Origin of the sequence: Dactylosporangium fulvum (assembly GCF_025137375.1) — a bacterium.
In the GTDB taxonomy this organism is placed as follows: Bacteria; Actinomycetota; Actinomycetes; order Mycobacteriales; family Micromonosporaceae; genus Dactylosporangium; species Dactylosporangium fulvum.
Genome location: NZ_CP073720.1, coordinates 5,544,511 through 5,556,391 on the forward strand (window position 1 = coordinate 5,544,511; position 11,881 = coordinate 5,556,391).

An 11,881-nucleotide genomic window follows, 5' to 3' on the forward strand; every position below is an offset into this window, starting at 1 on the left:
GGCCCGGCTGCCGGCGGCGGGGACGCGACGATGCGTGCAACCGCAGCGCCTGCGTCCCCACCGAAACGTCAGTCGACCGCTTGCCCGCCGCGGTTGACCTCCTCCGCTGCTCGTGTCAGGTGCAGGCGAGGCCAACCGGCCAGGTCGCTGAGCAGCTGGCGATCGTGCGTGGCGACGACGACGGTGGCGGGCGTGGTCAGCAGCGCCGCGGTCAGCTCGTCGACCAGCGCGGCCGACAGGTGGTTCGTCGGCTCGTCGAGGATGAGCAGATCGGGCCGGGCGGCCAACTGCACCGCGAGGTCCAGGCGGCGCTGCTGCCCTTGGGACATGCGCCGCACAGGGGTGCGGGATGCCTCCCGGTCCAGCAGTCCTGTCGAGTTCAGCGGCACGAGGTCGCCCTCGCGGACCCGGCCGTCGGCGATCAGGCGGCCGGCGTGCTGCTCGTACACCTGCCGTGCGGTGGCGCCGGCCGGCCAGTCGGGCAGTTCCTGGGCCACCAGGGCGATACGGGCGGCCGGCAGGTGGTGGGCCGTCCCGCTGGTGGGCCGCAGCCGACCGGCCAGGACGGACAGCAGGGTGGACTTGCCCGCACCGTTCCCGCCGGTGATCAGCAGACGGTCCCCGCCGTCGAGGCTCACCGTGACCGGATGCACCAGGCGCCCGGCGACCCGCACGTCGTGGACGCGCACCAGCGCGGCGCCCTTGCGGGTGGCCAGCTCGGGCCAGCGCAGCGCCAGCGGCGGCTCGGGCACGGTGATCCGGTGCGCCTCCAGCGCTTCCCGCTCACGGTTGAGTGCCTGGACCACGCCGGGAGCTCGGGACTGGCGCTGGTGCTTGCCGGTGCCCTTCGCGGGACGCCAGCCGGTGCTCAGCCGGTCGCGAGCCTGATCCACGGCCGTCGTGAGCCGGCGGTGCTCGGCCTGCTGGGCCGCAAAATCCTGTTCCCACCGTTCACGCTCGCGCCGGCGCCCTTCCTGCCAGCCGTCGTAGCCGCCGGCGTACAGGCGCGCCGTGCCGTTCTCGCCGGGGTCCAGGTCCAGGAACTCTCCGGCGACGGCGCGCAGCAGGGCGCGGTCATGGCTGACCAGGGCGAGGCCGCCTCGGTGGGCGCGCAGGCGCTCGGCGAGGAACGCCAAGCCGTCGGCGTCCAGGTGGTTGGTGGGCTCGTCCAGCAACAGCAGGTCGTACTGAGCGCCCAGCAGGCAGGCCAGACGCACCCTGTGGCGCTGCCCGACCGACAGGGTGCTCAGCTCACGCGCGCGATCGGTGCAGGCGCTCAGCGCTTCCAGGGCGACGTCGACGCGGCGCTCGGCGTCCCAGGCGTCCAGGCGGGTGACCGCGTCCAGCGCAGCGGCATAGCGATCCTCGGCGCCGTCCACCCCCTCGGCGAGGTCGCTGGATGCCTCGTCCAGGGCGGTCAGGGCCGTGTGCGCCGCGCGTAGGGCCTCGGTGGTGAGCGCACCCACCGTCAGGCCCGCGCCGGCAGGCAGGGCCTGCTCGGCCAGCCCGACGGTGCCCGCCCGGTGCACCGAGCCGCTGTCGGGGGCCACAAGACCGGCCAGGACGTGCAGCAGGGTCGTCTTGCCGCGGCCGTTCTCCCCGACGATCGCCAGCCGGGACCGCGAGGAGACAGTGACCGACACGCGGTCGAGGACCTGCCGGGCGCCCAGCACGACGCTGACGTCCTCGGCGCGCAGGTGCGCGTGTTCACCTGCGGGGATCGGGCTGTCCACCGACGCCGATCCGGCCGTGCCGGCCGGATCGCGGCGGACCTGAAGGTCGGTCCGGGGCAGGTTCGATGAACTCGTGGGAGTGATGGACACAGGAGTGCTCCGCAGCTCGGGATGGAGCCGGGCAGCCACAAAAAGCCGCCCGGCAGGATACCGGGACGGCGGGGCAGGAGATGAGGATCGCTCGGTGCGCCGCCGTCAGCGGCGGATGCGGAGCCTCATCGACGCGATGCCTGTGTACATGGTCACGAGGCTACCTCGATCATGTGGGGCAGCCAAATGCAACGGGCTCAGGACCGTCTCGTCCGAGGGTCGCTGCCCGGCAGGAGGGTGAACTCGGTGCGGCCGGTGCGGACGCCGTTGAGCTGCAGCTCGATGGCGTGGCCGCCCGGGTGGTAGCGGCGCGTCGTGACCTCGCGGAACGAATGGTCCCGGGACACGACGCGGGACTCGCCGGGGGCGAGCGTGGCCGTGGTCAGCTTGAACGTCTTGCCGCGCAGGCTGCCGTCGGCCTTGCGATGGTGCACGACGTAGTCGACGGCGATCCGTGCCGGCACCGCCGCGGTGTTGGTGATCGTCGCGGAGAAACGCACCGTCCCGCCGAACGGGATGTCCGACGCCGCCAGGACCAGGGCGCTGACCTCGAGCGCGGTCGCCGTGCCGAACCCGAGCAGCGCCAGCGCACCGGTGTCGCCCTGCTTCACCAGCGTGCGCAGGGCGTGGCGCACCAGCCGCGCGGTGTCCGGGCCGGGTGCGGCGAGCCAGCGGGTCGCGGTCTCCACGACCAGCTCGGGATGGTGACGGCTCAGGTCGTTGAGGTGGTTGGCGACCGAGCGGCGCACGTATTCACTCTCGTCACCGTACAGCGCGTCGAGCACCGGAATCGTCGCGCGCGGGTCGGCCAGGATGCCCGGCACACGTCTGGCCCAGGGCAGGAACGGCCGGGTGCCCTCGGACGCGAGCCGGCGCACGTGCTCGTCGGGCGACGCGGTCCACGTGCCGACGATCGCGAGTGCCCGGTCCAGGTCCCGGTCCAGCAGCACCCGGACGGCGAACTCGGACGTCAGCCGCGGGGTGAGCTCGGCGAGCAGGGCCATGGCGTCGTCGAACGCGGCTGTTCCCCCGTCCTCGACGGCCCGCGCCGCGACCGCGGTGCTGACCGGCCAGATCAGCCAGCCGCCGAACGGCAGCCCGCCGTGCAGCGCGGCCCGGACCGTGGCGGCGAACGCGGCATACCCGGTGGGAAGGTCGTGCAGCAACGCGTCGCGGAGCAGGTCGCTGCGCTCCCGCAGGGGCCGCCCGGCGAGGTCCGCGGCCGCCACCCGCAGGGCCGGCAACGCCGGGTCGTCCACCACGGCGGCGACGGCGGCGACCAACTCCGCGGCGACGCGGTCGCCGAGCAGTTCGTCGGCGAAGGGCATGAGGTCCTCCCGCTTCCAGTTCTGAGGCACTGTATCCACGGGGTACGACAATTTCCGCCCGCAGCGATCAAGGTCGACTGTTCGGTTGATTGCCCGGCCGATCCGGCGTTGGCATGCTGCCCTCGCACGTTTCGCGGGGAGGCACGCGTGGTGAAACGGTTCGCGTTGGTGACGGCCGCGCTGGCCGCCGTCCTGGTCACGGGCGCGTGCGCCGCGCCCGACGGGGCCGACCGGGACCTGGTCGACGACTGGGTCATGCTCGGCGAGGCCAAGGTGCCCGAGCCGGTCGGCGGCGACTGCTGGACGACCGACCTTGCGCAGCTCGACGCGGTGCTCGCCAGCCCGAGCCGGGTCGTGCAGATGCCGTGCGACTTCCAGCACGCCTTCGAGACCGTCCACGTCGGACACTTCACCGGCAACCTCGCCGACGGCAGCACACCACCCGCGCTGGAGGAGATGACGGCCGCCTACACCGAGTGCGACGACGCCGCGAAGTCGTACCTCGGCGCCGCGTGGCAGGCCGGCCGCACCCACCTGCTGATCGTCCCGCCGACGAAGGCCCAGTGGGCCGGCGGCGCCCGCTTCTTCCGCTGCGACGTCGGCGCGCTGCGCACCGAGGCCGGCTACCTCGAGCCGCGCAAGACCACGTTGAAGGACAGCCTGAAGGCCGGCGGTGAGCTGCTCCTCGGCTGCGGCACGCAGGTGGGCGTGAACGCCGACACCTGGGACGACATCACGCCGACGGCCTGCACCGCACCGCACGACGTCGAGTTCGTCGGGGCCGTGGAGTCGAAGGCCCAGACCTACCCGGCCGACGACAAGTCCTACGAGTCGGCCTTCGCCGACAGGTGCGAGCAGGCGCTGCTCAACTACACGGGGATGACCCCGAGCCACTTCGGCAAGCAGCGCAGCCTCTACTTCGGATACTGGATGACCGCCGGCCAGCAGGAGTGGAAGGCCGGCAACCGTACGGCCCGCTGCTACGCGATGCTCGACAAGAAGAAGATCAGCCGTTCCCTCAAGGGCGCGGGCAACATCAGCATCTGAGCGCGGCGCGGGCGCCAGCGGGGTCGCGGCTCCGTCCTGACCCGGGCGGGCCGGGGCGCGAGCCTTCACGCCGAGCTGCGCAAACCCTCGGTCTCCAGCAGTTGGGCGATCTCGCGTGCCGCGGCGCGGCCGGCCCGGTTGGCGCCGACCGTGCTCGCCGACGGACCGTAGCCGACCAGGTGCAGGCGGGGCTCGCGGACCGCACGGGTGCCGGCCATCCGGATCCCGCCGCCGGGCTCGCGCAGGTGCAGCGGCGCCAGGTGGCCGAGTGCCGCCCGGAAGCCGGTGGCCCAGACGATCGCGTCGAACGGCTCGAACCGGTCGCCCCACAGCACCCCGCCGGCGACGATCCGGTCGAACATCGGCAGGCGGTGCAGGACGCCCTTGTCGACGGCGGCCCGTACGACCGCGGTGTAGCCGAGCCCGGTCACGCTCACCACGCTGCGCGGCGGCAGGCCGGCGGCGACACGCTCCGCCACCTTCGCGACGACCGCGCGGCCGTGGTCCTCGGTGAACTCGCCCTCGTGGAAGACCGGCTCGCGGCGGGTGACCCAGCGGACCGCCGCGGCGGTGCCGGGCAGCTCGGACAGCACGTGCACGGCCGAATGCCCGCCGCCGACCACGAGCACCCGCTGCCCGGCGAACTCCGCCGGGCCGCGGTAGTCCGCGTAGTGCAGCTGCCGGCCCCGGAAGCCGGCGGCGCCGGGATAGGACGGCCAGTAGGGGCGGCGCCAGGTGCCGGTCGCGTTGACCACCGCACGGGCCGCCCAGCGCCCCTCGTCGGCCTCGACCAGGAGCCCGCCGGCGGCGCGGCGCACGGCGCGGACCCGGACCGGGCGCACGACCGGCAGGCCGGACTCCCGCTCGTACCGCGCGAAGTAGTCGGCGACGGCGCTCGACGCGGGGCCGGTCGCCGGCGGCTCGAAGTGCATGCCGGGCAGGTCGAAGATGCCGTGCAGCTCACCGACGCCGAGCGACGGCGACCGGTGCTGCCACGCCCCGCCGGGCGCCGTCTCGGCGTCGAGCACCACAAACGGCAGGCCCCGGCGGCGCAGCGCGTAGGCGGCCGACAGCCCGGCCTGCCCGGCGCCGATCACGACCACGTCCACGGTGGGGACAACCCCGCCGTGGACGTGGCGATTCCGGTGGTACCTCGTGAGCCTGGTTACTTCGCCTTGCCCTTCACCAGGCCCCAGGCCGCCGTGTTGAGCGTGTCCTCGGTGCCGGTGAGACCCTCGGCCGGGTAGAACTCGTCGTGCCCGAAGTCGTAGTCGACGTCGTCGGCGGTGCCGCCGACGTTGTCCGGGCCCACCCCGAAGAGGCCGGGGAACGCGCCACCGGCGTCCATCAGGTTGGGCGTCGAGTTGAGCGGGTCGGTGTGGAAGTTGCCGTACAGGTGCCCGGCCTCGTGGGTGATCACGTTGCCGAGCGCCCGGCCGACAAACTTGATCTTGTTGCTGGCCGGGGTGATGTACGTGTTGAGCGACGCCGGTCCGCTCGGGTCGCTGAGGATGTCGAGCAGCACGATCGCGCTGTCCTCGGCGGCGTAGTTGCCCGGGTCGATGAACTGCGCGATGCCGATCGTGTCGATGCCCGACTCGTCGATCGTGCCGCCGACGACGATCCGGTGCACGTTCGGCTGGCCGAAGGCGTCGGGGTTGTCGCGGCTGTTGAGGATCTTCAGCCCGAAGCGCGGGTCGGTGCCGCGGGCCTTCATGTCGGTGATCGTGTTCTCCTTGACCGCGGCGATCACCGCGTCGATCACCTTGCCCTCGTCGGCGGCGGTCAGGCCCCATCGGCCGAGGAACCCGGCGAGGGGCGACAGCTGCCGCACGCCCGGGCCGCCGAAGATCGCGGTGTTGATCCGGGCACCGTCGAAGTCGAGGAACAGCGTCTGGACCGTGCCCTGCTCCTGCGCCTCCGGACCGGGCCGGTACGCCTCGAGCGTGATGTCGTAGTTGCCGGCGGTGCCGCCGACCTCCACCGAGTACCGCCCCGCCGTCGCCGCGACCTGCGAGACGACCGCGTTGCCGCCGCCGGGCAGCGGCGAGCTGGGCGCGTAGATGAAGCTCGCGTCCTGCTCGGAGCCGAACACGATCCGGCCCGACGGGTCGCGGACGGTCAGCCGGGTGCCGACGCCGGTCACCGAGCCGCCGAGGACGTCGCCGGCGGCGAGGTCGACCGCGAAGAAGTCACGGTCGGGGAAGGCGAGCCGGACGCCGAGGTTGTACGGCCCCTCGCTGCCGGAGCCCAGGCCGCTGCCGGAGTCGAACGGGTCGGCCGGGAACACCGTGCCGACGCCGAACCCGGAGACGATCAGGTAGTAGGTGCCGCTCGTGGTGACGCTGAAGTCGAGCAGGCTGTCGAGGCCCGGGCCGCCGTCGTCGTCGGTGGCCACCAGCTCGCCGGCCGCGTCGTAGAGGCCGACGACCGGGTCCAGCGAGCCGGTCGGCGTGTCGACGGCGGCGACGAGCTGCTGCCCGGCCGACGCGGTGATCTTGACGAAGTCGAAGTCGCCCGTGTCGTCGCCGGCGCTGCCGTGCGGGCCGTCGCCGACCGTGCCGGTGGTCGTGATCGCCTTGCGGCCCGCGCCGACGCCGAAGTCGGCGGCGATCGGGATCGCGCCGTCGTCCTCGGTGGCCGGGCTGACGGACGAGGAGCTGACCGCCTCCGGCGAGAGCTGGCCGAGCACGCGGGCCCGGTTGTTGACGGTCTTGCCGGTGCCGAAGCCCTTGATCAGCTCGGCGGTGGCGTGGGTGTCGTTGGAGCCGAAGAAGCCCCGCGGCTCGGCCTCGTCGTGCAGCAGCGGCGACGGTGCCGCCGCGCGGGTGTTCTGGGCCTTCTTCTGCTGCGCTCGGGTGGCGGACCTGATCCTGGCCTGTTCCGACCAGTAGTACTTGTCGACCCTGCTGCTGTCCGGCAGCAGCGCGGTGTAGGGATTCGCGGTGCGCGGCGCGGCCGCCTTCGCCGCCGCCGTCTGTTTCGGCACCACCTGCACCCCGGCGGCGAGCTGTCGCTTGATGCCCGCCGCGAGATCCTTCGACGGCGTGGCGGGTGCCGCCGACGCCGGTGCCGGTGCCAGCACCGCCGCGGAGCCGGCGATCAGGCCGGCCACGGCGATACTCGCGAGCCTTTTCCTCACTTGGCCTCCCCATTGAGTCAGGCGCTTTCGAGCACGCTATGACCTGCACGGTCGCTTCGACTACCCTTTCCTTAGCACTAACGGTGATCAATATGAGATTTAACAATCGCGGAGACGATCTCCAATGTGTCATCACCGTTCCCCGGGGACCGCTCCTGACGTCGTAGGGTGTGCGGGTGCCCGCCGCCATCAGTCCTACTCAGCGCCGGCTCACCGCCGGTGACGTCACAGCCCTGCTCCGGGACCGTTCCGGCCGCAGCGCAGTCCACTGTGGACCCCTCTCCGGGGGCACCTTCGCCGCCGTGTGGCGGGCCACCCTCGAGGACGGCACCGACGTCGTCGTCAAGATCGGTCCACCGGCGGACTGCCCGCTGTTGCGGTACGAACAGGGCATGATCCCCGCCGAGGCGCGCTACTACCGGCTCGTGGCCGCGCACGCTCCCGAGGTGCCGGTGCCGCCCGTCCTGTACGCCGACGACGACCTGGTCGTCGTCGGCCTCCTGCCCGGCCGGCCGCTCGCCGAACAGGCGGACGGCACCGCCGACGGCGTCCGCGAGCAGCTCGGCCGGGCGCTGCGCACGCTGCACACCGTGACGGGCACCCGGTTCGGCTACGACGGGCCGGGCCGCACCGGCGCGGACGGCTGGCGCGAGGCGTTCACCGGCATGACCGCCGACCTGCTCGCCGACGCCCGCGACTGGGGTGTCACCCTGCCCGCCGGCGACGCGGAGCTGCTCGGCGCGATCGACCGGCACGGCGACGCGCTCGACGAGGTGCGGACCCCGTCACTGATCCACTTCGACCTGTGGGACGGCAACGTGCTGTGCCGGGACGGCGCGTTCACCGGGCTCGTCGACGGCGAGCGGTACTTCTGGGGCGACCCCCTCTACGACTTCGTCTGCACCGCCATCGGGCAGCGCATGGAGGAGACGCCGGGACATCCGGTGCTGCGCGGCTATTACGGCGCCAACCCGCCCGCGTTCACCGGCGCGCAACAGCGCAGGCTCATGCTGTACCGCATCCAGTTCTACCTCTTGCTCCTGGCGGAGATGCCGAGCCGGGCCATGACCGGCGAGGTCGAGCGGGAGCGCCGCGAATGGGTGACCCCGCTCCTGCTCGCGGACCTGCGTGAGCTCGGCTGACCGTGGTGAGGAAAACAACACACATCCGAAGGACGTCGATGAGCAGACTGGGCAGGCTGCACCGGTTCGCGTTCGGATACGCCGTGCTCATGGCGGCGTTCGGCACGGTGCTGTTCGCGGCTCCGCAGTTCGACTCCGTGGCCTGGGCCGGCATCGGCCTGAGCTCGGCAGCGGCCGTCGTCGCGGGCATCAGCACGGTCCGCCCCGAGCGGCCGGCCGCCTGGCGGGCCCTGGCCGCCGCGCTCGTGGCGATGATGGCCGGCGACTTCGTCTACGGCCTCGTCACGCAGGCCGCGCCCGAGCCACCGGCGCTGGCCACCCTCTGCTACCTGCTGATGTTCCCGGTCGTGGCGACCGCGCTGATCGGCCTGACCCGCGCCGGCGCCACCCTCGACGACCGCTCCCGCCTCGTCGACCTGCTCGCGCTCGGCTGCGCGGCCCTGCTCGCCGCCTGGGTGTTCATCGGCGGCCCGCGGCTGGCCGTGGGCGGCATGAGCGCCGTCGACTGGTCGCTGCAGGCCGCGTACGCGCTCGGCGACGTCGTCCTCCTGATCGTCACGGTCCGGCTCGTCACCGCAGGCCGGCGCAACCCGTCCGCGATCCTGCTCGCCGTCGGAGCGCTCGGCCTGCTCGTCGGCAACGTCGCCTACGGCGTGGCGCAGGCGCACGGCGGCCTCCAGCCGGGCGGCCCGGCCGACGTGGCGTACGTGGTGCTCTACACGGCCTGGGGCGCGGCCGCCCTCCACCCGTCGATGGCGCAGCTCACCGCGCCGGCGAAAGGTCCGCTGCGGCGCGGTCGCGAGCCGGTCCACGGCCTCGGCCTGGTGGTCCTGCTGGTCTCGGTGGCGTTCGCACCGCTGGTGCTGCTGGCCCAGGCCCTCACCGGCGGGGTGCACGACGGCCCGGTGATCGCCGTCGCGTTCGGCATCACGCTCGCGCTGCTCGTCGTCCGGCTCAGCGACGCCGTCGGCAAGCACGCCAGCGCCCTGCGCCGCGAACGGGCGCTGCGCGAGGCCGGCACCGTCCTCGTCGGCGCGACCGACGCCGGCGCGGTGGCCGAAGCCGTCCGCTCCGCCGTGCGCACCCTCCTGCCCGGCGCCGCCACCCACGACATCGTCGTCGACTTCAGCCTCACCGACCTGCTGCCGCTCGACGAGCTGTCCGCGGCCCGGATCGTGCCGGTCGGCGACATCCCGCCGCTGTGGAGCAAGCGGCTCGCCGCGTTCGACCACGTGATGGTGTGCCCCCTCGACGCCGGGGTGCTCTACATCGGCGGCGACCGCCGCGACCTGCTCACCGCGCTCGACGCGGTCGCCGTGCTCGCCGGGCAGGCCGCGCTGGCGCTGGCCCGCATCAGCCTGACCGAGGTCGCGAGCCGGCGCGACAGCGACGCGTACCTGCGCGCGGTCACCTCGCACTCCAACGACGTCGTGCTGGTGCTCGACGACGACCAGCGCATCAGGTACACCAGCCCGTCCGTCACCGACGTCCTGGGCATCTGGCCGACGCCGTTCGCCACGCTGCGTGAGATCGTCCGGCCCGACGACCGCGAGCAGGTCATGCGCACCCTCGCGCGGGCCCGCGCCGAGGACCACGACGGCACCCGCGACCGGTGGAGCCTGCGCCGCCCCGACGGCACGCGCGTGCTCGTCGAGGTCGTCTTCCGCGACCTGCGCGACGACCGCCTGGTCCGCGGCATGGTGGTGACCCTGCGCGACGTGACCGAGCAGCGGCGGGCCGAGCACGAGCTGCTGCGCCGGACGCTCGGCGACTCGCCCGGGGCGCAGAACCGGGACAGCTCCGCGCGCAAGTTCAGCTGAGCGGTCTCTCAGCATCCTCGTGGTCGCCGGGTGGCACTGCGTGCCATGCTTCGTGGATGGCGACGACTGAAGCGGCTGTCCCCGCACCGCGGCGCAGATCCCTGATCCGCCCGCTGACCTTCGGGCTCACCCTCACCGCGGTGCTGGCGCTGCTGTTCGGCGTGCCGTGGTGGTCGCTGGTGATGTCCGGCAACCAGTGGCCCACCCCGGTGGCGGCGATCGGCACCGTCCTCTTCGCCGCCGCGGCGGTCTCGTTCCCGGTGCTCATGGTGCTCGGCCACGGCCGCCGCGTCGACTGGGCGGCCCGCGTCGCCGACACGCTCCTCGGCGCGGTGTGGATCCTGTTCGTCTGGGCGCTCGCCGGCGACCTGCTCCGCCTCGCGATGCTGGCCGGTGGAGTCGACGACCCGCTGCGCTCCCGGATCACCGCGGCGTTCACCGCGGTCGTCGCCGCCGGCATCGGCGTCTGGGGCTACGTCGAAGCCATGCGGATCCCGCGTGTCCGCCGGGTCACGGTCACCGTCCCGCGGCTCGGCGCCGGCCTCGACGGCCTGCGGGTGGTCCTGCTCACCGACACCCACTACGGCCCGATCAACCGCGCCCGCTGGTCCCGCGGCGTGACCGAGGTGGTGAACTCCCTCGACGCCGACATCGTGGCGCACACCGGCGACATCGCGGACGGTACCGTGGCGCAGCGCACCGAGCAGGCCGCCCCGCTCGGCGACGTCCGCGCCCGCATGGCGCGGGTCTACGTGACCGGCAATCACGAATACTTCGGCGAGGCCCAGGGCTGGCTCGACCACATGCGCGGCCTGGGCTGGGAGCCGCTGCACAACCGCCACCTGATCGTCTCGCGCGGCGGGTCGGAGCTCGTCGTGGCGGGCGTCGACGACCGCACGGCGGCCGGGGCAGGCTTGGAGGGCCACCGCGCGGACCACGCGACGGCCCTGGCCGGCGCCGATCCCGCCCTCCCGGTGCTGCTGCTGGCCCACCAGCCGAAGCAGATCGACGCCGCCGTGGCGCACGGCATCGACCTGCAGCTGTCCGGCCACACGCACGGCGGCCAGATCTGGCCCTTCCACTACCTGGTCCGCCTCGACCAGCCGGTGGTGCAAGGCTTGACCCGCCACGGCTCCCGCACCCAACTGTTCACCAGCCGAGGCACCGGCTTCTGGGGCCCCCCGTTCCGCGTCTTCGCCCCGAGCGAGATCACCGAACTGACACTGCGCAGCTCCTGACACCTGCAGCCGGAGGCTCGACCCGGGCCGGGCGGACCAGGCCGGGCGGACCAGGCCGGGCGGACCAGGCCGGGCGGACCAGGCCGGGCGGACCAGGCCGGGCGGACCAGGCCGGGCGGACCAGGCCGGGCGGACCAGGCCGGGCGGACCAGGCCGGGGAACGCGGTCGCGGGATGCGCCAGCGCAGCCGACCGGCAGGGCATGCCCGACCCGGCGCGCGGGCACGCCGGCCCCGGTGGCGCGAGGCAGTCTGAGGCCACGTCCGCGACCCGGACCCGCCGCCAGCCTGGACGGCCCCATCAGAGCGGGCAACCTCCACCAGCGCCGATGAAGCCGGTGTG

At 73.5% G+C, this 11,881-nt stretch carries 8 protein-coding genes; 4 read left to right on the forward strand and 4 right to left on the reverse strand.

All coding sequences use genetic code 11. From position 1 onward, the window contains the following. Nucleotides 1–68 precede the first annotated feature (68 nt). Nucleotides 69–1,823, reverse strand: a complete 1,755-nt coding sequence (locus tag Dfulv_RS26140) for an ABC-F family ATP-binding cassette domain-containing protein (RefSeq protein ID WP_259855964.1) — start codon at nucleotides 1,821–1,823, stop codon at nucleotides 69–71. 197 nt (nucleotides 1,824–2,020) lie between these two features. Next, complete coding sequence (locus Dfulv_RS26145; protein WP_259855965.1) at nucleotides 2,021–3,190, reverse strand: DNA alkylation repair protein; 1,170 nt, start codon at nucleotides 3,188–3,190, stop codon at nucleotides 2,021–2,023. A gap of 108 nt (nucleotides 3,191–3,298) precedes the next feature. On the opposite strand from Dfulv_RS26145, the gene Dfulv_RS26150 reads away from it, so the two are divergent. Next, a complete protein-coding gene (locus Dfulv_RS26150) occupies nucleotides 3,299–4,198 on the forward strand; it encodes a septum formation family protein (protein ID WP_259855967.1) in 900 nt (299 codons plus the stop codon). Between the two features lie 65 nt (nucleotides 4,199–4,263). Here the strand turns inward: Dfulv_RS26150 and Dfulv_RS26155 are convergent, their stop codons facing one another. Together Dfulv_RS26155 and Dfulv_RS26160 are read right to left on the reverse strand one after the other, a co-directional pair. Further along, a complete protein-coding gene (locus Dfulv_RS26155; RefSeq protein ID WP_259855969.1) occupies nucleotides 4,264–5,307 on the reverse strand; it encodes an NAD(P)/FAD-dependent oxidoreductase in 1,044 nt (347 codons plus the stop codon). A 56-nt stretch (nucleotides 5,308–5,363) separates the two neighbouring features. Further along, the gene (locus Dfulv_RS26160; protein WP_259855970.1) at nucleotides 5,364–7,340 is read right to left on the reverse strand and encodes a PPC domain-containing protein; all 1,977 of its coding nucleotides are present in this window, start codon (nucleotides 7,338–7,340) and stop codon (nucleotides 5,364–5,366) included. A 176-nt stretch (nucleotides 7,341–7,516) separates the two neighbouring features. Here Dfulv_RS26160 and Dfulv_RS26165 point away from each other — a divergent pair, with 176 nt between their 5' ends. Genes Dfulv_RS26165 through Dfulv_RS26175 form a run of 3 tightly spaced genes read left to right on the forward strand, consistent with a single transcriptional unit; the run spans nucleotide 7,517 to nucleotide 11,540 of the window. Beyond that, nucleotides 7,517–8,482, forward strand: coding sequence for a phosphotransferase family protein (locus Dfulv_RS26165; RefSeq protein WP_259855972.1), 966 nt, complete (start codon nucleotides 7,517–7,519; stop codon nucleotides 8,480–8,482). Between the two features lie 38 nt (nucleotides 8,483–8,520). Next, a complete protein-coding gene (locus tag Dfulv_RS26170) occupies nucleotides 8,521–10,302 on the forward strand; it encodes a PAS domain-containing protein (RefSeq protein WP_259855974.1) in 1,782 nt (593 codons plus the stop codon). A 56-nt stretch (nucleotides 10,303–10,358) separates the two neighbouring features. Beyond that, complete coding sequence (locus tag Dfulv_RS26175; protein ID WP_259855976.1) at nucleotides 10,359–11,540, forward strand: metallophosphoesterase; 1,182 nt, start codon at nucleotides 10,359–10,361, stop codon at nucleotides 11,538–11,540. Nucleotides 11,541–11,881: the final 341 nt, after the last annotated feature.

Bases quoted from the DNA above. Each gene is read 5' to 3' on its own strand.
- Dfulv_RS26170 (WP_259855974.1), top strand. From the start codon at position 8,521: ATGAGCAGACTGGGCAGGCTGCACCGGTTCGCGTTCGGATACGCCGTG.
- Dfulv_RS26175 (WP_259855976.1), top strand. From the start codon at position 10,359: ATGGCGACGACTGAAGCGGCTGTCCCCGCACCGCGGCGCAGATCCCTG.